Source organism: Alloalcanivorax venustensis (genome assembly GCF_047495515.1).
GTDB lineage: Bacteria > Pseudomonadota > Gammaproteobacteria > Pseudomonadales > Alcanivoracaceae > Alloalcanivorax > Alloalcanivorax venustensis.
Window position 1 is genome coordinate 2,200,841 of record NZ_CP179934.1, and the last position, 26,271, is coordinate 2,227,111.

The 26,271-nt window shown below is 66.9% G+C and carries 25 protein-coding genes; 18 read left to right on the top strand and 7 right to left on the bottom strand.

Features of this window, described 5'->3' with window-relative positions:
* Positions 1-61 precede the first annotated feature (61 nt).
* The 3 genes from ACMG4O_RS10320 (at position 62) to ACMG4O_RS10330 (ending at position 2,332) form a co-directional block, all read left to right on the top strand.
* Positions 62-922 carry an alpha/beta fold hydrolase gene (locus ACMG4O_RS10320; RefSeq protein ID WP_414433751.1) on the top strand — a complete coding sequence of 287 codons (861 nt, stop codon included), beginning with the start codon at positions 62-64 and terminating at the stop codon, positions 920-922.
* Positions 912-1,766, top strand: coding sequence for an alpha/beta fold hydrolase (locus tag ACMG4O_RS10325; RefSeq protein ID WP_414433752.1), 855 nt, complete (start codon positions 912-914; stop codon positions 1,764-1,766). Before ACMG4O_RS10320 ends, ACMG4O_RS10325 begins: the two co-directional genes overlap by 11 nt.
* Before the next feature lie 104 nt (positions 1,767-1,870).
* Positions 1,871-2,332 (top strand): MaoC family dehydratase, encoded by a 462-nt coding sequence (locus ACMG4O_RS10330; RefSeq protein WP_142949303.1) that lies wholly within the window; start codon positions 1,871-1,873, stop codon positions 2,330-2,332.
* A 1-nt stretch (position 2,333) separates the two neighbouring features.
* Here the strand turns inward: ACMG4O_RS10330 and ACMG4O_RS10335 are convergent, their stop codons facing one another.
* A complete protein-coding gene (locus ACMG4O_RS10335; protein WP_414433753.1) occupies positions 2,334-3,515 on the bottom strand; it encodes a saccharopine dehydrogenase family protein in 1,182 nt (393 codons plus the stop codon).
* 141 nt (positions 3,516-3,656) lie between these two features.
* Here ACMG4O_RS10335 and ACMG4O_RS10340 point away from each other — a divergent pair, with 141 nt between their 5' ends.
* Positions 3,657-4,163 (top strand): DUF2505 domain-containing protein, encoded by a 507-nt coding sequence (locus ACMG4O_RS10340; protein ID WP_414433754.1) that lies wholly within the window; start codon positions 3,657-3,659, stop codon positions 4,161-4,163.
* 5 nt (positions 4,164-4,168) lie between these two features.
* Here the strand turns inward: ACMG4O_RS10340 and ACMG4O_RS10345 are convergent, their stop codons facing one another.
* The 5 genes from ACMG4O_RS10345 to ACMG4O_RS10365 form a co-directional block, all read right to left on the bottom strand.
* Entirely contained in the window at positions 4,169-4,969 is an 801-nt protein-coding gene (locus ACMG4O_RS10345) for an SDR family NAD(P)-dependent oxidoreductase (protein ID WP_142949300.1), read from the bottom strand.
* 4 nt (positions 4,970-4,973) lie between these two features.
* Complete coding sequence (locus tag ACMG4O_RS10350) at positions 4,974-6,263, bottom strand: dicarboxylate/amino acid:cation symporter (RefSeq protein WP_214014041.1); 1,290 nt, start codon at positions 6,261-6,263, stop codon at positions 4,974-4,976.
* A gap of 71 nt (positions 6,264-6,334) precedes the next feature.
* Positions 6,335-6,949, bottom strand: coding sequence for a hypothetical protein (locus ACMG4O_RS10355; RefSeq protein WP_414433755.1), 615 nt, complete (start codon positions 6,947-6,949; stop codon positions 6,335-6,337).
* The gene (locus ACMG4O_RS10360) at positions 6,946-8,247 is read right to left on the bottom strand and encodes an ammonium transporter (protein ID WP_414433756.1); all 1,302 of its coding nucleotides are present in this window, start codon (positions 8,245-8,247) and stop codon (positions 6,946-6,948) included. The genes ACMG4O_RS10355 and ACMG4O_RS10360 overlap by 4 nt, the downstream gene beginning before the upstream one ends.
* A 307-nt stretch (positions 8,248-8,554) precedes the next feature.
* The gene (locus ACMG4O_RS10365; protein WP_142949296.1) at positions 8,555-9,055 is read right to left on the bottom strand and encodes an EVE domain-containing protein; all 501 of its coding nucleotides are present in this window, start codon (positions 9,053-9,055) and stop codon (positions 8,555-8,557) included.
* A gap of 153 nt (positions 9,056-9,208) precedes the next feature.
* On the opposite strand from ACMG4O_RS10365, the gene prmB reads away from it, so the two are divergent.
* The 3 genes from prmB to ACMG4O_RS10380 are packed head-to-tail and all read left to right on the top strand — an operon-like array spanning position 9,209 to position 12,440.
* Entirely contained in the window at positions 9,209-10,174 is a 966-nt protein-coding gene (gene prmB / locus ACMG4O_RS10370) for a 50S ribosomal protein L3 N(5)-glutamine methyltransferase (RefSeq protein ID WP_414433757.1), read from the top strand.
* Positions 10,175-10,191: 17 nt separating this feature from the next.
* Positions 10,192-11,289, top strand: a complete 1,098-nt coding sequence (gene aroC, locus ACMG4O_RS10375) for a chorismate synthase (RefSeq protein ID WP_414433758.1) — start codon at positions 10,192-10,194, stop codon at positions 11,287-11,289.
* Between the two features lie 14 nt (positions 11,290-11,303).
* Positions 11,304-12,440, top strand: coding sequence for an MFS transporter (locus tag ACMG4O_RS10380; RefSeq protein WP_194856698.1), 1,137 nt, complete (start codon positions 11,304-11,306; stop codon positions 12,438-12,440).
* On the opposite strand, the gene ACMG4O_RS10385 is transcribed toward ACMG4O_RS10380, so the two are convergent.
* On the bottom strand, positions 12,424-13,293 hold the full coding sequence (locus tag ACMG4O_RS10385) for a LysR family transcriptional regulator (RefSeq protein ID WP_194856697.1): 870 nt from the start codon (positions 13,291-13,293) through the stop codon (positions 12,424-12,426). The two genes, ACMG4O_RS10380 and ACMG4O_RS10385, sit on opposite strands and share 17 nt — an antisense overlap.
* 114 nt (positions 13,294-13,407) lie before the next feature.
* On the opposite strand from ACMG4O_RS10385, the gene leuC reads away from it, so the two are divergent.
* The 11 genes from leuC (at position 13,408) to trpA (ending at position 26,247) form a co-directional block, all read left to right on the top strand.
* On the top strand, positions 13,408-14,838 hold the full coding sequence (leuC, locus tag ACMG4O_RS10390) for a 3-isopropylmalate dehydratase large subunit (protein WP_142949291.1): 1,431 nt from the start codon (positions 13,408-13,410) through the stop codon (positions 14,836-14,838).
* A 10-nt stretch (positions 14,839-14,848) separates the two neighbouring features.
* Positions 14,849-15,502, top strand: coding sequence for a 3-isopropylmalate dehydratase small subunit (gene leuD / locus ACMG4O_RS10395; RefSeq protein WP_142949290.1), 654 nt, complete (start codon positions 14,849-14,851; stop codon positions 15,500-15,502).
* A gap of 14 nt (positions 15,503-15,516) precedes the next feature.
* Positions 15,517-15,963 carry a hypothetical protein gene (locus ACMG4O_RS10400; protein WP_142949289.1) on the top strand — a complete coding sequence of 149 codons (447 nt, stop codon included), beginning with the start codon at positions 15,517-15,519 and terminating at the stop codon, positions 15,961-15,963.
* Positions 15,964-15,994: 31 nt separating this feature from the next.
* Complete coding sequence (gene leuB / locus ACMG4O_RS10405; protein ID WP_142949288.1) at positions 15,995-17,071, top strand: 3-isopropylmalate dehydrogenase; 1,077 nt, start codon at positions 15,995-15,997, stop codon at positions 17,069-17,071.
* Between the two features lie 73 nt (positions 17,072-17,144).
* Positions 17,145-18,257, top strand: coding sequence for an aspartate-semialdehyde dehydrogenase (gene asd, locus ACMG4O_RS10410; RefSeq protein ID WP_194856696.1), 1,113 nt, complete (start codon positions 17,145-17,147; stop codon positions 18,255-18,257).
* The gene (locus ACMG4O_RS10415; RefSeq protein ID WP_142949286.1) at positions 18,257-19,267 is read left to right on the top strand and encodes an aspartate-semialdehyde dehydrogenase; all 1,011 of its coding nucleotides are present in this window, start codon (positions 18,257-18,259) and stop codon (positions 19,265-19,267) included. The genes asd and ACMG4O_RS10415 overlap by 1 nt, the downstream gene beginning before the upstream one ends.
* Before the next feature lie 162 nt (positions 19,268-19,429).
* Positions 19,430-22,546 (top strand): FimV/HubP family polar landmark protein, encoded by a 3,117-nt coding sequence (locus tag ACMG4O_RS10420; protein WP_414433759.1) that lies wholly within the window; start codon positions 19,430-19,432, stop codon positions 22,544-22,546.
* 96 nt (positions 22,547-22,642) lie between these two features.
* Positions 22,643-23,470, top strand: a complete 828-nt coding sequence (gene truA / locus ACMG4O_RS10425) for a tRNA pseudouridine(38-40) synthase TruA (protein WP_194856694.1) — start codon at positions 22,643-22,645, stop codon at positions 23,468-23,470.
* A 41-nt stretch (positions 23,471-23,511) separates the two neighbouring features.
* Positions 23,512-24,156, top strand: coding sequence for a phosphoribosylanthranilate isomerase (locus ACMG4O_RS10430; protein WP_414433760.1), 645 nt, complete (start codon positions 23,512-23,514; stop codon positions 24,154-24,156).
* A gap of 43 nt (positions 24,157-24,199) precedes the next feature.
* Positions 24,200-25,426: a tryptophan synthase subunit beta gene (trpB, locus tag ACMG4O_RS10435; protein WP_142949282.1), complete on the top strand. Its 1,227-nt coding sequence runs from the start codon at positions 24,200-24,202 to the stop codon at positions 25,424-25,426.
* Between the two features lie 14 nt (positions 25,427-25,440).
* Entirely contained in the window at positions 25,441-26,247 is an 807-nt protein-coding gene (gene trpA / locus ACMG4O_RS10440) for a tryptophan synthase subunit alpha (RefSeq protein WP_142949281.1), read from the top strand.
* Positions 26,248-26,271: the final 24 nt, after the last annotated feature.

Sequence of the window (26,271 nt, forward strand, 5' to 3'; positions counted from 1 at the left end):
GCCGCCGGGGGCGGTTATCATGGTCCTTTTTGCATTGCCGATTTTTCGAGGAGAGCGCTGGATGAACACCCAAGCGGCGGCGGGACGCAAACCGGTGCTGGCCTTTGCCCACGCCAACGGCGTGCCCGGGCACAGCTACGACACCTTCCTGGCGCCCCTGGCGGAGCACTACGACATCCATGTGGTGGAGTGCCTCGGCCAGGACCCCCGTTACCCGGTGGACCGGGACTGGAAAAGCCTGAGCCTGGAACTGGAAGCCTTCCTCGAACCGCTGCCCAAGCCGATTATCGGTCTGGGGCACTCGATGGGTTCGGTGCTGATGTTCTGGGTCGCCCACCGCCATCCGGACTGGTTCCGGGCCCAGGTGATGCTCGACCCGCCCCTGGCCAACGGCCTGCAGGGCGCCGCCTACCGGCTGGCCCGGCTGACCGGGCAGGGCGACCGTTTCTCGCCGGCGAAAAAGAGCAAAGGCCGGCTGGATTACTGGGCCAGCTGGGACGACGTGGAGAGCTATTTCAACTCCCGCGGCCTGTTCAAGGCGTTCGACCCGCGGTCGCTGAAGAACTACCTGGAAGCCGGCCTGGAGCGCCACGGCGACGGCTGGCGTCTGCGCTTCCGCCCGGAGGTGGAAGTGGCGGTGTTCCGCGAGACCCCCACCGGGGTCACGGCGCTGCCGCGCACCCGGGTGCCCGGCGTGCTGGTCACCGGCGAGCAATCGCCGAAGCTGTTCCACCTCGGCGGTGCCCGCCACGCCCGCCGTCACCGGATGACGCGCCTGTTCGCCCCGGGCAGCCATATGTACCCGCTGGAGCGCCCGGAGGGCACCGCGCAACTGGTGCTGCGCGCCCTGGACGGCGTGCTCGGTCCGGACCACCGGCAAGACGGCGCGGAAGCCGGGGAGGGCGCCGGCAATGCCCGCTAACCCGTCCCGGACTCCGGTGGAACGCCGCTTCCGCGCCTACGGCCAGGAACTGGCCGGCCTGCAGTGGCCCGGCGAGGGCGAACCGGTGCTGGCGCTGCACGGCTGGCTGGACAACGCCGCCTCCTTTCAGCCGCTGGCGGAACCGCTCGGCCATCCGCTGGTGGCGCTGGATTTCGCCGGCCACGGCCATTCCGAGCACCGCCCGCGCCACCAGGCCACCCATTACGTGGACCACGTCCGCGACGTGCTGGCGGTGGCCGATCAGTTGGGCTGGGACCGCTTCGTGCTGGTCGGCCATTCCATGGGCGCCGGCGTGGCCTGTTTGTTCGCCGCCACCTTCCCGGAACGGGTCAGCCGCCTGGTGCTGATCGAAGGCCTGGGACCACCGGCCACCGCCGCCGACGAAGTGGCGCCCAATCTGCGTAAGGCCATCGACCAGATGCAGGCGCTGCCGGACAAGCGCAAGCCGGTGTACGCGGATCCGGAGCAGGCGGTGGCGGCGCGGCTGCCGGCCCTGGGCGGCCTGGAGGAAAGCTCGGCCCGGTTGCTGTGCGAGCGCGGGCTGGAGCAGGTGGACGGCGGCTGGACCTGGCGCACCGACGCGCGGCTGCGCATCACCTCGTCACTGCGGCTCACCGACGACCAGGTGAAAGGGTTCGTCGAGCGCATCACCGCGCCCACCTTGCTGGTGCTGGGTAATGAGGGGCTCGGCGGCGACGGGCGCTTCGATCACCGCATCCAGTGGCTGCGCGACGTGGAGGTCATACGTCTGCCCGGGCGCCACCATCTGCACATGGACGACCCGCGGCCGGTGGCGGACGCCATTAAAGCCTTCCTCGGTTGACCAAAACATTGGCGCCGGCGAGCCATCCCGTCATGGCGGCGCCGGCGGGCACGGTTATCCTCGCGGTAGTGAAACCTTAATAAAAAACGCGAGGAGAGCCGGGCATGAAAGTGGTGGAAGCCGCACAGATCAACGAGTACGTCGGCGAGGACATGGGCGCCTCGGAATGGTTCACCATCGACCAGGGGCGCATCAACGACTTCGCCGCCGCCACCCTGGACCATCAATTTATCCATGTGGATCCGGAGCGCGCCAAGGCGACGCCGTTCGGCACCACCATCGCCCACGGTTACCTGACCCTGTCGCTGCTGCCGTACCTGCAGACCAGCATCGATGATTTTCTGGTGCCGCGCGGCATGAAAATGGGCATGAACTACGGCTTCGACAAGCTCCGCTTCATGGCCCCGGTCAAGGTCGACGCGCGCATCCGTGCCCGCGCCACTCTGATCGAAGCCAATGAGAAGAAGCCCGGCCAGTGGTTGCTGAAATTCCTGTTCACGGTGGACATCGAGGGCGAGGACAAGCCCGCCCTGGTGGCCGAATGGCTGCTGATGTACTTCGTCTGAATCAGGCGTTGCGCTCGAACAGCATGCCGGCGGCTTCGAGCCGGTCGATCAGGCGGTCACCGAGCGCCATCACCGGGGTGACCACGCCGGTGTGCATGGGGTAACCCTCGTCCAGCGCCAGGCCCATCAGGGTTTCCGAGAGCATCTTGGCGGTTTCGTCGTAGCCGGGATCGCCACCGGACACCCGGCACAGCACTTCGCTGTCGCCGCAACGGGCGCGCACCTTCACCTGGAACCAGGAACGGGCGCGGGTGGCTTCATCCGGGCCCTGACCGGCCGGGTTGAGCTTCATCAGACGGCGCCGCAGCGGGCCGATCTGGGCCGCCAGCAGCAGCCCGCCGACGCCGGCGGCGCCGCCGATCAGCTTGCCCAGCCCGCCGGTGACCAGATAATGGCCGTAGCGGAACTCCGGGCCGTAATCGTCCAGCGCCCGGGCCGAGCGCATCACCACCATCGGATCAATGGTCGGCATGGGCGCCAGCCAGCCGCCCAGGGCGTCGTCCTTGTGCGGCTTGGGCGCCAGACCGCCCACCTTGCGCGGGTACCATTGTTTGAGGCGCACCTGGGCGTCGCGCTGGCTGCGCTGGTTGGCGCCGGGCCGGGCGAACGCCTCCAGCGCCGAGCGCCAGGTGCCGCCGGAAAACTTGGCGGAGAACGCCACCGCGCCTTCGGCGGTCACCGGGCCGTCCAGTTTGCCGCCGTGCTCCAGGGTCAGTTCGCGGATCGCGAACAACACCCCGGCGTCATGGGGAATCGAGTCGAAGCCGCAGCAGTTGACCAGCGCGCAGCCGCTGGCCTGGGCGGCCTCGTGGTAGCGGCTCAGCAGGGTGTTGACGAATTCCGGTTCGCCGGTGAGGTCGCAGTAATGGGTGCCCTGTTCCACGCAGGCGCGCACCAGCGGCTCGCCGTATTGCATGTAGGGGCCCACGGTGCTGGCCAGGGCGCGGGTCCGGGCGGCCAGGGCGGTGAGGCTGGCGGGGTCGCCGCTGTCCGCCTCGATCAGCTCCGGCGGGTTGTCGCCGGGCAGGCCGGCGGCCACCTGCTCAAGCTTGGCGCGGTTGCGGCCCGCCAGGGCCCAGGGCGTGCCCGCGGGCAGCTTGCGGGCCAGATAGCGGGCACACAGGCCGCCGGTGAAACCGGTGGCGCCGTACAGAACCAGGGCGTAGGGACGGGTGGCACTCATGCTCGCTCCTTACTTTTGACGAGGGGCAGTCGCCGAACAATTGAAATGGCTTGTCGGCGCAGTGTAGCTTTGCCTTCGCCCCGGGCCTACCGGTACCCCGGCGATTGGCCTTCAGGGCATCTTTTTACTCGGGAGAAAACCATGGATGTCACCGCGGAACGCCGCTATCCGGTGAATGTTGAAGAGCTGTACGGCATTCTCACCAGCCGGGCGTTTTTCGAACAGCGTTATCAATGGGGCAAAGTGGACGATTACCGCTTTGAGGTGTTCGAACCGGTCGGCGACGGCTTCCACATCCGTATTGCGCAGCCCATCGAAATCCGTCTGGACAAGGTGCCCGCCTTCGCGCGCAAGTTGCTGCCCTCGGAAGCGGAACTGACCACCGAATTCCACTGGCGCCCGGCCACCGGCGGCTACCAGGCGGACTATCGCTTTCAGGTGGGCAATGTGCCGGTGAAGGTGAGCGGCACCATGACGCTGCTCGCCGACGGCGATCAGTCCCGCCAGATCACCCGCGTGGCGGTGCATTCATCCCTGCCGCTGGTGGGTCGCAAACTGGAGCGTTTGATCGGCGAGCGTTTCGATAAGGCGCTGGAAGGCGATTACCGCCACACCCTGCGCTATATCGAGGAAGTGCATCAGCAATAAGTGCATCAACGATAGCGGCGCAGGCTGCTGCCCAGTTTCGCCATGCGCGCCACGAAGCGTTCCGGGCGCCAGCGCTTCCTGCGCCAGTCGCGGCGGGCCTCCGGCTGTGGAAACAGGTACAGCGGCCGCTTGCCCATCTGCTGAAGGATGGTGTCCGCCACCTCGGCGGCGCTTTCCGGGGCGTCGTCCATGGCGCGCTGCAGGCGGGCACGGCTGAGCGGATCGGCGTTGGGCATGCGCCGGCTCATGTCGCTGGAGAACAGATCCGGACAGACCACGCTGACGCCGATATTCAGACCGTCCAGTTCGGCCGCCAGGGCCTCGCTGAAGCGGATCAGCGCGGCGTTGCAGGCCACATAGGCGGCCATGCCCGGCGGCGCGGTGATGCCCGCCAGCGCCGCCACGTTGATCAGGTGGCCGTCACCCTGGCGCTTCATCATCGTCAGAGCGGTGCGACAGCCGTGGACCGCGCCCATCAGGTTGGTGTGCCAGAGCTGCTCCCAGGTGGCCGGGGTCTGTCCCTCGAACGGGCCCATGGCGGCCAGCCCGGCGTTGTTGATCAGGATGTCGAGCCGTTCCCAGCGCCGCTGTACCCGCTCCAGGGCGTGGCGCCAGTCCGCCTCCACGGCCACGTCGGCGTGCACGAACAGCACCTCGGCGCCGTCCCGGCGCAGCGCATCGGCGAGCTGCTCGCCGGCCACCCGTTCCCGGTCGAGCAGCGCCAGCTTGTAGTCCCGCGCGGCGCCGAGAGCGAGCGCCCGGCCCAGGCCGTGGGCGGCGCCGGTGATCAAAAGAACCGGTTTCATTCGCTCAGGCCCGTTCCGTCTCGAGTTCTTTCATGGGGGTGCGCAGCACGTTTTCTTCGCCTTCGCTGCGCGCCAGGATCACCGCGCCGACGCTGTCGCCCCAGACGTTCACCGCGGTGCGGCACATGTCCAGCAGCCGGTCGGTGACCAGAATCAGGCCGATCGCTTCGGCGGGCAGGCCGATGGTGCCCAGGATCACGGTGATCGCCACCAGGCTGGCGGCGGGAATGCTGGCCACGCCGATGGAGGTGAGCAGGGCGGTCAGCACGATCACGAACTGGGTGGTCAGGGACAGGTCCATGCCGTAGGCCTGGGCGATGAAGATCGCCGCCACGCACTCGTACAGGGCGGTGCCGTCCATGTTGACGGTGGCGCCCAGCGGCAGCACGAAGCTGGAGGTGCGCTTGGACACGCCGGAGCGCTTCTGCACGCAGTCCATGCTCAGCGGCAGGGTGGCGGCGGAGCTGGCCGACGAAAAGGCGGTCATCAGCGCCGGCGCCATGGCCTGCAGGTGGCGCACCGGCGAGCGTTTGGCGAACAGCCGGATCAGCAGCGGCATCACGCCGAACATGTGAATGCCCAGCGCCAGCAACACGGTGACGAAGAACAGCGCCAGCGGCTCCACCGCGTCCAGCCCGGTGCGGGTGACGGTGGCGGCGATCAGGCCGAACACGCCCAGCGGCGCGAAGCGGATGATCACCATGGTGATGCGCATGGTGACCTGATAGATGCCTTCCACCACCTGGCGCAGATGCTCACCGGGCGCGCCGGGCAGGGTGCGCAGGAAGAAGCCGAAGAACAGCGAGAACACGATCAGCCCCAGCATCTGGGTTTCGGCGGCGGCCTGGAACAGGTTGGGCGGCAGCAACTGGCGCAGAATCTCGGTGAAGTCGCCGGCGCCGCGGCCCTCGATGCTGGCCAGGGCCCGGTCGGTGTCCGCCGACAGGCCCAGCAGGTTCCGCGCCGGCTGGCCGTCGATCACGCCGGGGGCGATCAGATTCACCACCACCAGCCCCACCAGCACCGCGATCAGGCTGGTGCTCAGGTAGAACAGCACGGTTTTCAGGCCCAGCCGGCCGAGATCGTCGCCGTCGCCCACGTTGACCATGCCGCTGATAATGGCGGTGGTGATCAGCGGCACCACCACCATCTTCAGGGCATTGATGAATAGATCGCCGATCAGGTCATAGCCGGGCAGCAGCGGCAGCCCGAACAGGCGGGTGCTCTCTTCGGTGAGCGCCCCGGCAATACCGCCCAGCACCATGGCCAGAAATATCTGGTGATGTAATTTCATTCAGCGCCCCGATTACACAGTGTGGGCTAGCATAATGACCCCTTTGAACCACTGGCAAGCAACGTCGGCCGTCAGAGCAGGGCGTGCAGCGCGGATTCCAGCCCCGGGCGCTGCCCACGCACGCGGTCGACGGCCAGTTTCAGCAGCCGGTCACTGTGCACCGGGCCGAACCGTTCGCACAGCAACACATAGGCGCGGTTAAGCAAACGCCGCAGCTGATCCTGGTCCAGCGGCGCCAGGTCGCCGTCGGCGTGGTTGAGCCAGTATTCGAGGGTGTCACGCAGGGCCGGGTCGACGCCCGGGCGGCGCAGGTCGGTGAGCTGATCCAGACGCACCTGGCCGGCCTGGCCCCCGTCGAGCTGCGCCCACAGGGCGCGCATCAGAAGCTGGAACGCCTCGGTGCAGGGGTGGGCCCGGTGGGCGCCGTCCTCGTCCCCCAGCGGGTCGGGCAGCAGTTCCCGGTCCGGCAGGGTCATCGCCTGCACCAGACTCAGGTGCAGATCATGGCGCCGGCCCCCCACCTCGAACAGGCGGCTGATATGGCTCACGTAGCCCTGCAGCGAAAAGCGCGGGCGGTGGGCGTAGTCGCGCTGCCACAGGGCCACCGCCTCCGGCACCTGGCGGCTGTCCAGATAGGGGGCCAGGCCGGTGGCAATGGCGCGGCGGTGGCGTTCTTCCGGGCTCATCGTGGGCTATCCAGGCCGCTGGCCACGTCGGCGTCGTAGAGGTGCTGCTGGGCGAATTCCGGGTAGCCCAGCTCGGCGTGCTCGCTGACGTCCAGGCCCCGCTGTTCATGCTGGCTGGGCGCCCGCAGGCCGGCGGTGAGCGACAGCACCATATACAGGATCAAGGCGGCGAAGAACGCCCAGGCGAAGGCGACCACAATGCCCAGCAACTGCACCGTGACCCGCTGCGGGTCGAACAGGTCGCCCTGGTAGAACAGCCCGGCGGCCAGCGTGCCCCAGGCCCCGGCGAACGCATGCACCGGCACCGCGCCCACCACGTCGTCCAGTTTCATCGACAACAGCAGGCGGCTGCCCGGGCCCACCAGCAGCCCGCCCAGCAGGCCGGTGATGATCGCGAAGCCGGGCGTCATGGTGGCGCAGCCGGCGGTGATCGCCACCAGCCCGGCCAGGCTGCCGTTGACGGTTTCGGTGAGCAGCACCGGGCGGCGGGCGATAACCCGGTAGAGCGCGGCCCCCAGGGCGCCGGCGGCGGCCGCCAGCTGGGTGTTGAGGTTGATCAGCGCGATATTGACGTCGGCCCCCAGGGTGGAGCCGCCGTTGAAGCCGAACCAGCCGAACCACAACAGGAACCCGCCCAGGGCCACGAACGATAAATTGTGGCCGCGAATCTCCCGTGGCCGCCCCTGGCTGTCGAAGCGGCCCAGGCGCGGCCCCACCACCATGATGCCGGCCAGCGCGCACCAGCCGCCGACGCTGTGGACCACGGTGGAGCCGGCGAAGTCGATAAACCCGAGAGCCGCCAGCCAGCCGTCGCTATTCCAGGCCCAGTTGCCGAACAGCGGGTAGACCAGCCCGGTGATCAGCATGGCGCCGCACAGATACCCCAGGTAGCGGGTGCGTTCCGCCATCGCCCCGGACGCGATGGTGGCGGCGGTGGCGGCGAACATCAGCTGGAACAGCAACAGAGTCCACAGATCGCTGTCGCCCTGGCTGGGCGCGAACAGGTCCTGGCCCACCCAACCGCTGGGATTGACCCCGAACATCAGGCCGAAGCCCAGCGCCCAGAACATCAGCGTCCCCACGCACAGGTCCATGTAGTTCTTCATCACCACGTTGATGGCGTTCTTGGTGCGGCTCAGGCCACTTTCCAGGAGCGCGAAGCCGGCCTGCATGAGGAACACCAGGGCCGCCGCGATGGCGATCCAGACCACGTCGTTGGCGGTGTATTCCGGGGTGTCGGCCAGGCCGGAAGCGGGCAGGGCGATGAGGGTGAGCAGTAGCGCGGCGCGTCGTTCCATGAGATCCCCCACGGGAATAGCCTTTGGTTAGGGGGGCGGTGCAACGGTTATGCCAATTTTTCAGCGCTAGGGCTCCGTAGCCCGGTTCGTTCTCGGTGTCCGTGTCCAGGACCCGCCGTGAATACGTCCCTGTAGGCTTGTGTTCGGCTCCCTGCCTCACACAGTCCTGGACACGGACACCGAGAACGAACCTCCCGAATGGTGCCAGCTGCCGAGTGCGGCTTTGTCGAAAGGTTCGGCGCCAGCGATAACCCGGAGCGGTGACGCTGGCTGGTGAGCGGGTCTGTGTTCCTTCTGGAGAGAACGTTCAGGTAAAGGCGGGGATCAGCGGGGAGCGGGCGGCGAGCTCGGGCTCGCAGCGGGCAATGATCTGCTGGTACTGGCGGTCGGTGATGTGCTGGATCGACAGGCGCGGGTGCACCAGCAGCTCCATGTCCGCGAATTCCGGCACTTCGCGCATGTCGGCGAGGCTCAGCGGGGTCTGGTAGAGCGCCACGAAGCGCAGGTCGACCTGGAACCAGCGCGGCATGTCCTCGCTGCTGCGCGCGTCGAAGCCGGGGTGGTCAGGCTTGAACTGGGTGGGATCCGGGTAGGGGCCGGACACCACCTGGGCTTCACCGACAATCGACGGATTGCGTCCGCGGGAATGGTAGATCAGTACCCGGTCGCCGTCCTGGATCTCGTCGCGCAGCCGGTTGCGGGCCTGGTAATTGCGCACGCCGTCCCAACCGGTCATCTGGTCGGGGGCATCACGCAGGTCGCGGATGCTGAAGTCGTTCGGTTCGGTCTTGAAGAGCCAAGTTCGCATGAAAGCCTCGATTGCCTGGAAAGCGCAATTTAACAGGTTTCCCGATAATGTCATCTGTATTTACGTTTCAGTGCCGGACCCAGCATGGCAAGGGCGCATGTCAGTGCTGTGACGATGCCGCCGGCGGCGCGCCGGGCCTCCCCCTGTGGCAGAATGTGGTACTCTTTCGAGCCCGTTTGGAGCCAAGACGTGATTGAACCCCGCGAACAGCAACAGGCCCTGGCCACCCTCAAGACCCCCCGTGATTGTCTGCGTTGGGGGGAATCCGCCCTGCGCCGCGCCGGGGTCTATCTGGGCCACGGCACCGACGACCACGGCGATGAGTGCCTGGCGTTGTTGCTGCACGTGCTGGCGCTGCCCCTGGACACCGACCCGCGCATGCTCGACGCGCGGTTGCTGCCGGACGAGGTCGACCGCTATGTGGCGCTGCTGGTTAAGCGCGCCAACGAGCGGGTGCCGGTGCCGTATCTGACCGGGCAGGCCTGGTTCTGCGGGCTGCCGTTTTTCGTCGATGAACGGGTGCTGATTCCCCGTTCGCCGCTGGCGGAGCTGATCGAGGCCGGCTTCCAGCCCTGGCTGGCGCCGGAGCGGGTCGGCCGGGTGCTGGATCTGTGCACCGGCAGCGGCTGCATCGCCATCGCCTGCGCCCACGCGCTGCCCGACGCGCGGGTGGACGCCAGCGACATCTCCGAACAGGCGCTGGCGGTGTGCCGGCGCAATATCGACGAGCACGGTCTCGCCGACCGGGTCACGGCGGTGCAGGCGGACGGCCTGGACGGGCTGGACGGCCCCTACGACCTGATTATCTCCAACCCGCCCTACGTGGACGCGGAGGACCTGGCCGCGATGCCCGACGAATACCGCCACGAGCCGGAGTTGGCGCTGGCGTCCGGGCACGACGGCCTGGATTTCACCCGCCGCCTGCTGGCCGGCGCCGCCGAGCGGCTCTCCGAGGACGGCGTGCTGATCGTCGAGGTGGGTAACAGTGACCGGCACATGGCGGCCCTGTGGCCGGACGTGCCGTTCCTGTGGTTTGAATTTGAACGCGGCGGGCATGGCGTTTTCATGCTGGACCGCCGCCAACTGCTAGAATTCCGGGATCGGTTTATCGCCGCCTGAGGCGCCTGAGGAGCACTATGTCTGGGAACAGTTTCGGTGAACGCTTTCGCGTCACCACTTTCGGTGAAAGTCACGGCGTCGCGCTGGGCGCGGTGGTGGAAGGCTGCCCGCCGGGTCTGGAGATCAGCGAGGCGGACCTGCAGGGCGAGCTGGACCGCCGCAAGCCGGGCACCAGCCGCTACACCACCCAGCGCAAGGAACCCGACCAGGTGCGCATCCTGTCCGGGGTGTTCGAGGGTAAGACCACCGGCACCTCGATCGGCCTGCTGATCGAGAACACCGATCAGAAGTCCAAGGATTACAGCAACATCGCCGAGACCTTCCGGCCCGGCCACGCGGACTACACCTACACCCAGAAATACGGCTTCCGCGATTACCGCGGCGGGGGGCGTTCCTCGGCCCGCGAAACCGCCATGCGCGTGGCCGCCGGCGCCATCGCCCGCAAGTATCTGGAGCAGCGTGTCGGCGTGCGCATTTACGGTGGCGTCGAGCAGATCGGCACCATCCGCGCCGAGCGGTTCGACTGGCACAGCGTCAACGACAACCCATTTTTCTTCCCGGACGCGGACAAGGTGCCGGCCCTGGAACAGCTGATCAACGACCTGCGCAAGGACGGCTCGTCCATCGGCGCGCGGGTGACGGTGTTCGCCGAAGGCGTGCCGCCGGGCTGGGGCGAACCGGTGTTCGACCGTCTGGACGCGGATCTGGCCAAGGCGCTGATGTCGATCAACGCGGTCAAAGGCGTGGAGATCGGCGACGGCTTCCAGGTGGTCAACCAGCGCGGCGAGGAACACCGCGACGAGATGACACCCGAGGGCTTCGCCAGCAACCACGCCGGCGGCGTGCTGGGCGGCATCACCTCCGGGCAGGTCGTGCGCGCCAGCATGGCGCTCAAACCCACCTCCAGCATCACCATCCCCGGGCGCAGCATCAATCTGCGCGGCGAGGCCACCGAAGTGGTCACCAAGGGCCGCCATGACCCCTGCGTGGGGGTGCGCGCCACGCCCATCGCCGAAGCCATGCTGGCCCTGGTGCTGATGGACCATTACCTGCGCCATCGCGGCCAGAACGGAGACGTGACGCCGCCGCTGGCGCCGATTCCCGGCGGATTCTGAGCAAGGGGCGCCGTATGCCGTTTTACTGGCGCCTGTCCGGGTTCTATTTCCTCTACTTCGGCCTGCTCGGCACCCTGGTGCCGTACTGGTCGCTGTACCTGAAAGACCTGGGCTTCAGCCCGTTCGCCATCGGCGTGCTGATGGCGGTGCCGCAGATCACCAAGATCGGCGCGCCCAACCTGTGGGGCTGGCTGGCCGACCGCACCGGGGCCCGGCTGCGCATCATCCGCCTGGGCAATCTGGCCGCCGCGCTGGCCTTCCTGCCGGTGTTCTGGGTCGACCAGGTGTGGAGCATGGCGATCCTGCTCGCCACCTTCAGTTTCTTCTGGAACGCGGTGCTGGCCCAGTTCGAGGTGATCACCCTGCGCACGCTCGGCGACCAGGCGCACCGCTACAGCCATGTGCGGCTGTGGGGGTCGCTCGGCTTTATCGGCGCGGTGCTGCTGGTGGGCTGGGCGCTGGATCATCTGCCCATCGATCTGCTGCCCTGGGTGATGTCCGCGCTGCTGTGGCTGCTGTGGCTGACCACGCAATCGCTGCCCTCCGGCGGCGCCGAACAGCCTAGCCCCCGGCCCGGCGGCGTGCGGGCCCTGCTGCGCCGGCGCGACGTGCAGGCGTTCATCCTTGCTTCTTTTCTGATGCAGGCGTCCCACGGGCCGTACTACACCTTCTACAGCATTCACCTGGAAGACCTGGGGTTCCGCAAGTTCACCGTGGGCGTGCTGTGGGCGCTGGGGGTGGCCGCCGAGGTCGGCATCTTCCTGATCATGCACCGGCTGATGCGCCGCTTCGCCCTGGCCCGGGTGCTGTTCGTCAGCCTGCTGCTGGCGGTGCTGCGCTGGCTGATCATCGCGCTTTGCGGCGCCGATCTGTGGTGGCTGGTGCCCGCCCAGCTGCTGCACGCGGCCAGCTACGGCAGCTTCCACGCCGCCAGCATCGCCTGGGTGCAGGACACCTTCGGCGAAGCCCACGCCGGCCAGGGCCAGGCGCTGTACTCCAGCCTCGGCTACGGGGCCGGCTGGGCGCTGGGCGCCGGCCTCAGCGGCCTGTACTGGGCCCGCTGGGGCGCGGACAGCTTTCTGGTGGCGGCCGCCACGGCGGCGGTGGCGGCGCTGGTGGTGTGGCGCTGGCTGCTCAACCGCCGCTGTTGAGAATATCCAGAAAGGCACCGGCGGCGTTGGAGCGGCTGCGGCCCGGGTGGGTGACCACGCCCAGGCGGCGCACCGGCAGGGCGGTGTCCACGTTCAGGCGCACCACGCTGTCATCGAGCATGGTTTCCGGCAGCACGCTCCAGCCCAGGCCGATGGACACCATCATATGGATGGTTTCCAGATAGTTGGTGGACATGGAGATGTTCAGGGTCAGCGCCTGTTCCTCGAACAGACTTTCCACGATGCGCCGGGTGAAGGTCACCGGCGAGGGCAGGATGGCGCTGTAGCCGGTCAGGGTCTCCAGGGTCACGCGGTCGAGACGCGCCAGCGGGTGCTCCGGCGCGGCCATGAACACCAGCGGGTCCTGCCACACCGCCTGGCTGTGCAGGCGCGGGTCCGGCTGCGGGGGCAGGGTGACCACGCCCATCTCCAGGTCGCCGTGCAGCACCGCTTCCCAGGCTTCCTCCGAATCGATGAAATGGATGTCCAGTTTCACGTCCGGGTATTCCCGGGAAAAGCGGCGCAGCACCGGCGGCAGCCGGTGCAGGCCGATATGGTGGCTGGTGCCGATGCGCAGGGTGCCGGACACCGTGCCGGTCAAATTGCTGATCGCCCGGCTCATGTCTTCCAGGTCGAGCAGCACCTGGCGGGCGCGGGGCAGCAGCGCTTCGCCCGCCTCGGTGAGGCGGATGCGCCGGCCCACCCGGTCGAACAGGCGGGTGCCGAGCTGCTGCTCCAGCTGGGCGATGCGTTTGCTCACCGCCGGTTGAGTGAGAAACAGCCGTTCCGCCGCGGTGGAGAAGGAGCCGCTCTCCGCCACCGCCAGGAAGGCGGTCAGGGCCTGGGTGTCCATGGATAGCGCCTCCGGGAATTCAGATAACCTTCTGGAATCCTAAACATAAAAATTATGAATTGGAATTATCGAAAAGCCCTGCGTAAGGTGTGGCTATCAATTGGAGAACAGGTTATGGCAGGCAAGACACTCTACGACAAGTTGTGGGACGCCCACCTCGTGACCGAACGCGAGGACGGCTCCGCGTTGATTTACATTGATCGTCAGATCATCCACGAAGTGACCTCGCCGCAGGCCTTCGAGGGGCTGCGCCTGGCCGGTCGTCAGCCGTGGCGGTCGGGCGCGTCGGTGGCGACCATCGACCACAATGTGCCGACCACGCCGTTCAACAACGCCTCGGACATCGTCGACGACACCTCGCGCATCCAGGTGCAGACGCTGCAGGACAATACCCGCCAGTTCGGCATCACCGAATACGGCATCGGTGATGTGCGCCAGGGTATCGTACACGTGATGGCGCCGGAGCAGGGCGCGGTGTTGCCCGGCATGACGGTGGTCTGCGGCGATTCCCACACCTCCACCAACGGCGCCCTGGGCTGTCTCGCCCACGGCATCGGCACCAGTGAAGTGGAGCATGTGCTCGCCACCCAGACCCTGGTGGCGCAGAAAATGAAGAACATGCAGGTGCGCGTGGAAGGCGAGCTCGGCCCCGGCGTCACCGCCAAGGACGTGGTGTTGCACATCATCGGTGTGATCGGCACCGCCGGTGGCAACGGCCACGCCATCGAGTTCGCCGGCAGCGCGATCCGCTCGCTGAGCCTGGAAGGGCGCATGACGGTGTGCAACATGTCCATCGAAGCGGGCGCCCGCGCCGGCATGGTGGCGGTGGACGACACCACCATCGACTACGTGCGCGGTCGTCCCGGCGCGCCCAAGGGCGCGGACTGGGACAAGGCGGAGGCCTACTGGCGCGGGCTGGTGTCCGACCCGGACGCCGAGTTCGACACCCTGGTGGAAATCGACGCCGCCGACATCCGCCCGCAGGTGTCCTGGGGCACCAGCCCGGAAATGGTGGTGCCGGTGGACGGCGTGTTGCCGGACCCGGCCGACGAAGCCGATGAGGTGAAGCGTTCCGGCATGGAGCGGGCCTACCAGTACATGGGCCTCAAGCCCGGCATCCGCACCAGCGACATCAAGCTGGACCGGGTGTTCATCGGTTCCTGCACCAACTCGCGCATCGAGGACCTGCGCGCCGCCGCCCAGGTGGCCAAGGGCCACAAAAAGGCGGATTCCGTGAAGCAGGTGCTGGTGGTGCCCGGTTCCGGCCTGGTCAAGCAGCAGGCCGAGAAGGAAGGGCTCGACAAAATCTTTATCGAAGCCGGCTTCGAGTGGCGCCAGCCCGGCTGCTCCATGTGTCTGGCCATGAACCCGGACCGCTTGCAGCCCGGCGAGCACTGCGCCTCCACCTCGAACCGCAACTTCGAGGGGCGCCAGGGCAACGGCGGCCGCACCCACCTTGTGAGCCCGGCGATGGCCGCGGCCGCGGCGGTGGCCGGCCATTTCGTGGACATTCGCGATCTCGCCCCGGCGGATCAGACGGCTTAGGAGCGGTACCATGGAAAAGTTCGTGAAATACACCGGTTTGGTGGCGCCGCTTGATCGTGCCAACGTGGACACCGACCAGATCATTCCCAAGCAGTTTCTCAAGTCGATCAAGCGGACCGGCTTCGGCCCCAACCTGTTCGACGAGTGGCGCTACCTGGACGAGGGCTTTCCCGGCCAGGACAACGAAAAGCGCCCGAAAAACCCGGATTTCGTGCTCAACAAGCCGCAGTATCAGGGCGCCAGCGTGTTGCTCACGCGCCGCAACTTCGGCTGCGGTTCAAGCCGCGAGCACGCCCCCTGGGCGCTGATGGATTTCGGCTTCCGGGCGATTATCGCGCCCAGCTATGCGGATATTTTCTACAATAACTGCTTCAAAAACGGCCTGTTGCCGATTGTGTTGCCGGAAGCTACCGTTGATGGGCTTTTTAAAGCCGAAGCGGCAAGCACCGATTTCCAGCTCACCATCGATCTGGCGAATCAGCAGGTGATGACTCCGGATGGCGAGGCCATCGGCTTCGAGATCGACGAATTTCGCAAACACTGCCTGCTCAACGGCCTGGACGAGATCGGCCTGACGCTGCAGCAAAGCGATGCGATTCGTGAATACGAAAGCCGCCGGCTGGCCGCCGAGCCCTGGATTTTCCAGGAGCCGCAAAAACAATAAAACAAGGAGGCATGATGATATTTCGTAGCGCTGGCCTGTTGCTGGTCCTGGCCCTGGCGGTCACCGGCTGTACCCGCACCGCCATGTACCACCCGCCGGGTGACGACGACCCGAGAGCGCGGCTGAGCATCGAAAGCCAGCTGGGCAGTAACGAAGAGAGCAGCGGCTGGCAGATGCCCGGCGCCGGTGAAAGCACCGTGGCGATTTTCAAGGTGGACGGTGAGCGTCTGGCCGAGAAGGGCGGCGAGCAACGCGTCTTCGTGGAGCCCGGCGAGCACAGCGTGGAAATCTTCGCCGACCACCAGGGCTTTTTGCGCTTCGGTACGCTGAGCCATGATTTCGAGCCCGGCCGTGATTACCGGATCCTGGTCGATGAAGGCGAGGGCGACAAGCGCTACAGCGCGGTGCTGGTGCCCCAGGGCAGCGGCGTGATGAACGTCTACGACGAGACCCTGTTCTGAACGGGGTGAACCCAACGTTTAAGGAAAGTGAATGAGCAGTATCCTGGTGTTGCCGGGCGATGGTATCGGCCCGGAAATCGTCGACGAAGCGCTGCGCGTGCTGACGGCGGCGCAGAAACGGTTCGACCTGGACATCCAGCTGGACCACGCCCTGGTGGGCGGCGCCGCCTATGACGCCGAAGGGGACCCGCTGCCCGAGAGTACCCTGGCCAAGGCGCGCGCCGCCGACGCCATCCTGTTCGGCAGCATCGGCGGCCCCAAGTGGGACAATATTGAACGCGACAAGCGTCCCGAGCGCGGCCTGCTGCGCCTGCGCTCATCGCTGGGCCTGTTCGCCAATCTGCGCCCGGCGATTCTGTTTCCGCAACTGGCGGAGGCGTCCAGCCTCAAGCCGGAAGTGGTCTCCGGCCTGGACATTCTGATCGTCCGCGAGCTCACCGGTGGTATCTACTTCGGTCAGCCGCGCGGCATCAAGGAAGAGAACGGCGAGCGTGTCGGCTTCAACACCTATGTGTACTCCGAGTCGGAAATGAAGCGTATCGCCCGGGTCGCCTTCGACCTGGCCATGCAGCGCGGCAAGCGCGTCTGCTCGGTGGACAAGGCCAATGTGCTGGAAGTCACCGAACTGTGGAAAGAAGTGGTCACCGAGGAAGCCAAGGCTTACCCGGAGATCGAGCTCTCCCATATGTACGTGGACAACGCCGCCATGCAGTTGGTGCGCGCGCCCAAACAATTTGATGTGATCGTCACCGGTAATCTGTTCGGTGACATCCTCTCCGATGAAGCCGCCATGCTCACCGGCTCCATCGGCATGCTGCCCTCCGCGTCCCTGGACGAAAACCGCAAAGGTCTCTACGAGCCCTGCCACGGTTCCGCGCCGGACATCGCCGGCCAGGGCATCGCCAACCCGCTCGCCACGATTATGTCGCTGGCCATGTTGATGCGTTACAGCCTGCAGCGCGACGATGTGGCGGACGCCATTGAAGCGGCGGTGGAAAAGGTCCTGGATCAAGGTCTGCGGACCGGCGATATTTACACCGAGGGCACCCGGAAAGTCAGCACCGGGGAAATGGGCTCCGCCGTGGCCGAGGCACTGGCCGGCGTCTGAGCCCCGCTGAAGAGCACAAACGCAGTAATCCATTCATAGAGAAGGGCAACGGCCTTTCAGGAGATTCGTCTCAATGAATAAAGTCGGTTTTATCGGCTGGCGCGGCATGGTCGGTTCCGTATTGATGGACCGCATGCGCGCGGAAAATGATTTCCAGGACATCGAACCGGTGTTCTTTTCCACCTCCCAGGTGGGCCAGCCCGGCCCGGACGTGGGCAAGGACATTCCGCCCCTGGGCGACGCCAAGAGCGTGGATGAACTGAAAGCCCTGGACGTGATCGTCACCTGCCAGGGCGGCGATTACACCAACGAGGTGTACCCCAAGCTCCGCGAAGCCGGCTGGAAAGGCTACTGGATCGACGCCGCCTCGGCGCTGCGCATGTCCGACGACAGCGTCATCGTGCTGGACCCGGTCAACCGCAAGGTGATCGATCAGGCGCTGGACAAAGGCACCCGGGACTTCGTCGGCGGCAACTGCACCGTGAGCCTGATGCTGATGGCCATGGGCGGCCTGTTCAACGCCGACCTGGTGGAGTGGACCAGCGCCCAGACCTACCAGGCCGCGTCCGGCTCCGGCGCCCAGCACATGCGTGAGCTGATCGCCCAGATGGGCGCCATCCACGGCGACGTGACCTCGGAACTGGCCGACCCGGCCAGCGCGATTCTGGACATCGACCGCAAGGTGGCCGCCACCATGCGCGGCGACGGCATGCCCCACGAACACTTCGGCTTCCCGCTGGCCGGTTCGCTGCTGCCGTGGATCGACAAGGAAATGGAAAACGGCCAGAGCAAGGAAGAGTGGAAAGCCCAGGCGGAGACCAACAAGATTCTCGGCCGCGGCGACCACCCGATCCCCCTGGACGGCACCTGCGTGCGCATCGGCGCCATGCGCTGCCACGCCCAGGCGCTCACCGTGAAGCTCAAGAAGGACGTGCCGCTGGATGAGATCTATGATCTGATCGGCCAGGCCAACGATTGGGTGAAAGTGGTCCCCAACGAGAAGGAAGCCACCCTGCGCGACCTCACCCCCACGGCGGTGACCGGCACCCTGACGGTACCCGTCGGGCGCCTGCGCAAACTGAACATGGGCGGTGAATACCTGAACGCCTTCACCGTGGGTGACCAGCTGTTGTGGGGCGCCGCGGAACCGCTGCGCCGCATGCTGCGCATTTTGTTGGAGCACTGATGAGTATTGACCTCGCCCTGGTGGGCGCCACCGGTCTGGTGGGCGAGGCCATTCTCGAACAACTCGCTCATCGGGATCTGCCGGTGGGCGAGTTGTTCGTTCTGGCCTCGGAAAACAGCGAAGGCAAGAGCCTGCGCGTGGGTAAAAAATCCCTGCAGGTACGGAAAGCCGAGGATTTCGATTTCTCACGGGTGCAGCTGGCGGTGTTCGCCGCCGGCGCGGCGGTGTCCCAGGAATTGGCACCGCGCGCCGCCGACGCCGGCGCGCTGGTGCTGGATCTGTCGCCGGCGTTCCGCTATGAGCCCGACGTACCGTTGCTGGTCGCCGGGGTCAACGACGAACAGCTCGGCGCCGCCCGCGAACGCAACATCGTGGCCGCCGCCGACGCCGCCACGGTGCAGCTGCTGCTGGCGCTGAAACCGCTGATGGCGCTGGGCGATCTGACCCGGGTCACGGTGACGCAGATGCAGAGTGCGTCGTCATCCGGACGGGTCGGCGTGGAGCGCTTGGCGCGCCAGAGCGCGCGGCTGTTGAACGGCCTGGAGGCCAGCGAAGGGCCGGAGTCCCAGTACGCCTTTAATATGCTGCCGATGGCCGGCCGCCGTCAGGATAACGGCTACACCAGCGAAGAGCTGAAACTGATGCTGGAGGCGCGCCGGGTTCTGGGCCAGCCGCAACTGGCGGTGGACGTGAGCTGTGTTCAGGTGCCGGTGTTCCACGGCCTGTCGCAGACCGTGGTGGTGCAGGGCACCATGCCGATCACCCTGGCGCAGGCCGAAGCCTGCTGGCAGGACGCCCCCGGGCTGCAAATGGACGCCGACGACGAAGCCGACGGCGCCTCCCCGGTACGGCAGATCCGCGCCGACCTGGGCGTGCGAATTGCACGGGTTCGCGAGGACATCGACGGGCAGGGTGATTTAAGCTTCTGGACGGTGGCCGATAATATTAAAACCGGCGCCGCCTACAACGCGGTGCTGCTGGTCGAGAAGTTGCTAAAAGACTATCTGTAATGGATACTTACCGAGATTATGTGACGCAGTTTCTAGGTGTCCGGTGTAATTTCCTGCACAATCACGATAGCGATTCTTGGCATTCAAAGACCGCATCGGGATAATTTTGGCGGCCTGCCGGCTGAGAGGGCGGGGAAAGATAATAAGTAAAGGGTTCGATCAATGCTCCGAAAACTTGGGATAGGCTTTATCGCTCTGGCGACCATGGCGCCCGGGCTGGCGGCTGCACTGGGGGTGGGTGAGTACGAGCTGAACTCGTATTTGAACGAGCCGCTGGACATGACCGTGGAACTGCACGATCTGGGCGGCCTGTCCGAGGACGAAATTCTCGCCAACCTGGCCACGCAGGAGGCGTTCGACGCCGCCGGTGTGGACCGCGGCTACTTCCTCAACGATCTGAAGTTCGAAGTGGACGTGAGCGGCGACAGCGGCGTATTGCACATCCGCTCCCGTCAGCCGGTACGCGAACCCTATCTTAATTTCCTGGTGGAATTCCTCTGGCCCACCGGCCGCCTGATGCGGGAATACACCGTTCTGCTGGATCCGCCCAGCTACGCGGACGACGGCGACAGCCTGCAGCCCGCGGTTTCCGAACCCTCGCCACGCCCGGCCACCCGGCCCGAGCCCGCTTCCGAGCCGGCTCGCCAGCGCCCCGCCGAACCGGCCACGCGCCCGCAAACCCGCCCGGCCCCCTCGGAGGCTCCCGGCGACGGCGCCGGCGAAGTGGCCGAACGCGACAGCGGCACTTACCGGGTCGGGGCATCCGACACCATGTGGCGCATCGCCCGGCAGCAGCGCCCGAGCCCGGATGTGTCCGTACAGCAGATGATGCTGGCGATCCAGGAGCGCAATCCCGACGCCTTTATCAATGACAACGTGAACCTGGTGCGCGAAGGCGCGGTGCTGCGCATTCCGTCCGAGCAGCAGGTGCGCCGTGTGTCCAGCCGTGAAGCCCTGTCCCGGGTGGCCACGCAGAACCGCGAATGGCGGGGCATGCGCCCCGAGCCGGCGGCGGGCCAGCCGCAGCGGGCGCCGATCGACGCCACCGGCCGCGACCGCAGTGATCAGGTCGCCGGCGGCGACGACGGTCAGGGCCAGGTCACTCTGGTGAGCCCGGACAGCGAGGGCGGCGTGCGCGACGGCGACGCCACCGGCGGCCGCAGTGGCGACGCCGATACCGCCGCGCTGCAGAACGAGCTGGCGATCCGCGACGAAAATCTGGACCGCCTGAACCGCGAAAACAGCGAGCTGCGCAGCCGTCTGGACGCGCTGGACGAGCAGGTCAGCACCAGCCAGCAGTTGCTGGAAATGCGCAGCGAGAAGATCGCCGCGCTGCAGGCGGAACTGCGCCGGCTGCGTGAAGAGCAGGACCTGGACGTGGACCCGTCACTGCTGGAAGAGCCCGAGCCGGCGGCGGACAGCGCCCCCGACATGACCGCCGACACCGGCGGCGCGGACAGCGGCGGCGCCGAAAATACGGACGGCACCGATAGCGCCGACGCCGCCGGCGACCAGCCGGGCGCGGCTGGCGATGACGACGACGCGGCACCGGCGCTGGGCGCGCCGGGCCAGAACGGCGGCGGCGACGGGCCGTCGCCGGATCAGGGCGGCGGCGGTGATGACCGCACCGCCACCGTGACCCCGCCCGAAAAGCCGGAGCCGGCCTCCGCGGATCAGGCGGGCTCCGGCCCGGCCAACGCCGATCAGGCGGACAGCGGCGGCGGTATCGTCGGCCTGATTCGCGACAACCTGCTGTATGTGGGCGCCGCTCTGGCGGTTTTGCTGCTTCTGTTGTTGCTGGCGCTGCGCCGCCGTCAAAACGCGGCCGGCGACGAGCACGACGAAGAGGACGACAACGGGTTTGGTGACGATTTCGAAGCCCCGGTGATGGCCGGAACCGCCGCCCACGACGACGCCGACCTGGAAGAGGATCTCGCCGATGACGAGATGGATCCGATGGAGCGGGCCGACGTCTATGTGGCCTACGGCCAGTACCCCCAGGCGGTGGACTTCCTGCGTAATGAAATCAATCAGGCGCCGGAGCGCGGCGATCTGAAAATCCGCCTGCTGGAACTGCTGCACGAAAGCAACGACGAGCGCGGTTTCCACCAGCAGGCCACCGCGTTCGCCGGCACCAGTCCGGCGGTGGACGCCGCCATCAAACGGCTTGGCGGCGATCCGGGCGAGCACGATTACGGTGATAACGCCTACGTCGCGTCCAGCGCGGACAGCGGCGACGAGGAGTTGTCCCTGGACGATCTGGAACTGGATCTGGCGTCCGACCTGTCGGATCAGCCGGACGACAGCGACGGCTATTCCCATGCCGCCACCGCCACCGCGGCGGGGGCCGGCGCCGCGGCCGGTTTCGCCGCCGGCCGCGAGCAATCCGAGCAGGCCGATACGGAACAGACCGAAACCGAACAGACCGACCAGGACGACAGCCTGGAACTGGACGACTTCGACTTCACCCTCGAGGACGAAGAGCCGGAAAACCGGCCGCTTCGCGACGAGACGCCACTGGAGCTGGACGATCTGGTACTCGACGACGGCAATGACCGCGCCGGCGACGATGAAGACGACGGCCTGGCGTTCTCCCTCGAGGACGATTTCGAAAGCGACGGCGACGTGGCCTTCACCGATGACGAGCTGGCCGCGCTGGACAGCGCCGAAACGCCCGCCGGCAACGACGATGGCGACACCTCCACGGAGCGTGGCGCCGACGACCTGGGCGACTTCGACGACCTCGAACTCGATGATCTGGATGTGTCGCTCACCGACGACCGCACCGGCGTCGACGAGCCCGCGCCGGCACCGGCTGAAGCCTCGCCCGGGGAAGACACCGGCGACGAACTGGCCGATCTGTCCCTGGAAGACGACGACACGGCACTGTCCCTGGACGATCTCAGCCTGGAAGACGATGCGCCGTCGTCGCCGCGCACCGAACCGGATGCCGGCGCCGATGACCTCGACGACCTGAATCTCGAACTGGACGACGCCGGGGAAGACGACGCGCCGGCGGCGGAATACGAGCCCGAGCCGCAAACGGCCGCCACGCCGCCCGCGGACACCAGTGAGGTGAGCGACGACATGCTCGGCGACGACGATGACTTCGACTTCCTGGGTGAAACCGACGAAAACGCCACCAAGCTGGATCTGGCCCGCGCCTATATCGACATGGGCGACGCGGAAGGCGCCCGGGACATCCTCAACGAGGTGCTCAGCGAAGGCAGCGAAGAGCAGCAGGGCGAAGCCAAGGAGCTGCTCGCCCGCGTCGGCTGAGACCGACCGGTTGCCGTCTCTGGCGGTTCGGGGGGCGATGCCTTAAGGTATCGCCCCCTTTTTAATGCTCGCTTTACGGACCGCTAGGACGGCTTGATGACGCGAATCGCAGTGGCGGTGGAATACGACGGCGCCGGTTTCCACGGCTGGCAGACCCAGGAATCCGGCGTGCGCACCGTCCAGGAAGAACTGGAAAAGGCGCTCTCGCGGGTGGCCAACCACCCGGTGGCGCTGATCTGCGCCGGCCGCACCGACGCCGGCGTGCACGCCACCGGCCAGGTCTGCCACTTTGATTCCGACGCCGACCGCAGCATGAAGAGCTGGGTGATGGGCGCCAACCGCTTTCTCCCCGACGACGTCTCGGTGCAGTGGGCGCAAGCGGTGCCGGACGATTTCCACGCCCGCTTCAAAGCCAACCGGCGCCGTTACCGCTACGTGATCTATAACCACGCCGCGCCGCCGGCGCTGTTCCGCCGCCAGGTGACCTGGAACTACCGGCCGCTGGACGTGGACGCCATGATCGAGGCAAGCCGTCACCTGGTCGGCACCCACGATTTCACCTCCTACCGGAGCGTGCACTGCCAGGCCAAGTCACCGGTGAAAACCCTCAGCCGCTTTCATATTCACCGGCAGGGTCCGTTGATCGTGCTGGAAGTGGAGGGCAACGCCTTCCTGATGCACATGGTGCGCAACATGGCCGGCGTGCTGATGAGCATCGGCGCCGGCAAGCATCCGCCGGTGTGGGCCCGTGAAGTGCTTGAGGCCCGCGACCGCCGTAAGGGCGGCGTCACCGCGCCGCCGTTCGGGCTGTATCTGGTCGACATCGGCTACCCGGAGCCGTTCGTGCTGCCGCGTCCGCCGCTGGGCCCGCTGTGGCTGACCACGCTGAACGCGGCTGACGGCGGCGGTGCCGATGCCCCATAATTGACGCCCTCAACACCACGGTCTGTTATCATAGGTAACGAATGAACATACCCCGGGTCAAAATTTGCGGCATCACGCGGCCGGACGACGGGCGCCACGCGGCGCGGGCCGGCGCCGACGCCATCGGCCTGGTGTTTTACCCGCCCAGCCCCCGCTACGTGAGCCCGCGTCAGGCCGCCGACATCGTCGCCGCCTTGCCGCCGTTCGTGACCACCGTGGGGTTGTTCGTGGACGCACCGCCGGAGCAGATCGCCGCGTTGCTGGAACAGGTACCGCTGGACATGCTGCAGTTCCATGGCGATGAATCGCCGGAATACTGCGCCGCTTTCCAGCGTCCCTGGATCAAGGCCCTGCGGATGCGTGACGGGGTGGACCCCCGGGCCGAGGCGGACCGCTACGGCGCCGCCGGCGCCCGCGGTCTGCTGGTCGACAGCTATGTGCCCGGCGTGCCCGGCGGCACCGGCGAACGGTTCGACTGGGACCGGCTGCCCGCCGATCCCTCCCTGCCGCTGGTGCTCGCCGGCGGCCTGGACCCGGCCAACGTGGCCGAGGCGGTGCGGCGGGTACGGCCCTGGGCCGTGGACGTGAGCGGCGGCGTGGAGGTCCTCGGCGTCGACGGCCGCCGGCAGGGCGGCATCAAGGACCCCGGCGCGGTGAGCGCGTTCATACGCGCGGCGCGCGGCTGACCCCTTTATTCAAACTGGCAGGCACCATGACGAGGAGCATTCGGTGACACAGTCTTCTGAAAGCAGTGGGCCCGATTACAAGGCATTTCCCGATCAGAACGGTCATTTCGGACGCTTCGGCGGACGCTTCGTCTCCGAAACCCTGATGGCCGCCCTCGACGAGCTGGATGTCATGTACCGGCGCCTCAAGGACGATCCCCAGTTCCAGGCGGATTTCGACTACGACCTGGCCCATTACGTGGGCCGGCCCTCGCCGCTGTATCTGGCCGAGCGCTGGACCAAACAGCTGGGCGGCGCCCGCATCTGGCTCAAGCGCGAGGATCTCAACCACACCGGCGCCCACAAGGTGAACAACACCATCGGCCAGGCGCTGCTCGCCAAGCACATGGGCAAGAAGCGGGTGATCGCGGAAACCGGCGCCGGCCAGCACGGCGTGGCCTCGGCCACCGTGGCCGCGCGCCTGGGCCTGGAGTGCCACGTGTTCATGGGCGAGGAAGACATCCGCCGCCAACGCCTCAACGTCTATCGCATGAAGCTGCTGGGCGCCAACGTTGTGCCGGTGACCTCCGGTTCGCGCACCCTCAAGGACGCCATGAACGAGGCGATGCGCGACTGGGTCACCAACGTGGACGACACCTTCTACATCATCGGCACCGTGGCGGGACCGCACCCGTACCCGATGCTGGTGCGCGACTTCCAGTCCGTGATCGGCCGCGAGGCGCGCGAGCAGAGCCTCAAGCAGGCCGGCAAGCTGCCGGACGCCCTGGTCGCCTGCGTGGGCGGCGGCTCCAATGCCATCGGCCTGTTCCACCCGTTCCTCGACGACCGGGACGTGGCCATGTACGGCGTGGAAGCCGGCGGTGACGGCATCGACACCGGCCGCCACGCGGCGCCGCTGAGCGCCGGCCGTCCCGGTGTGCTGCACGGCAACCGCACCTACCTGATGGAAGACGACAACGGTCAGATCATCGAGACCCATTCCGTGTCCGCCGGCCTCGACTACCCCGGGGTGGGCCCCGAGCACTCCTGGCTCAAGGACATCGGCCGGGTCCATTACGTGTCCGCCGACGATAACGAGGCCCTGGCCGCGTTCCGCGAGCTGACCCGCATCGAGGGCATCATGCCGGCGCTGGAATCCGCCCATGCGCTCGCCTATGCCCGTAAGCTGGCGCCGCAAATGGACGCCGACCAGGACATCGTCATCAACCTGTCGGGCCGCGGGGATAAAGACATCCTCACCGTGGCGGAAATCGACGGCATTCATTTTTAAGATCGGGGAAGGATATGAGTCGTATTGAAGCCTGCTTCGCCACTCTCAAGGAGCAGCAGCGTAAGGCCCTGATTCCTTACATCACCGCCGGCGACCCGACCAAGGCGGTCACCGTGCCGGTGATGCACGCCATGGTGGAGGCGGGCGCCGACGTGATCGAACTGGGCGTGCCGTTCTCCGACCCGATGGCCGACGGCCCGGTGATCCAGAAAGCCTGTGAACGGGCCCTGGCCGCCGGCACCGGCCTGCGTGACGTGCTGGCCATGGTCACCGAGTTCCGCCGCGACAACGACACCACGCCGGTGGTGCTGATGGGCTACCTGAACCCGGTGGAGATCATGGGTTATGAGCGCTTCGCCGACGCCTGCGTGGACGCCGGTGTCGACGGCGTGCTGCTGGTGGATCTGCCGCCGGAGGAGTGCGACGAGGTGGCGCCGCTGTTCAAGACGCGCGGCGTCGATCTGATCTTCCTGATCGCGCCGACCACCACCGACGCGCGGATCAGCCGCATCGCCGGCGCCGCCAGCGGCTACCTGTATTACGTGTCGCTGAAAGGCGTGACCGGCTCCGCCAGCCTCAACGTGGAGGAAGTGGCGCGCCGCGTTGAAACAATTCGCAACCTTGCCCAATTGCCCATTGGCGTGGGCTTTGGTATCAAAGACGCGCAATCGGCACGGGCGGTGAGCCAGGTATCCGACGGCGTGGTGGTCGGCAGTGCGCTGGTCAACCAGTCCGCCGAAAACGTGGATACCCCGGATCGCATCGCCCCCGCGGTGGCGGCGATTCTCGCCGACATGCGTGCCGCCATGGATAAACAGTAAACGCTGAGCGCTGAGCGTACGAGG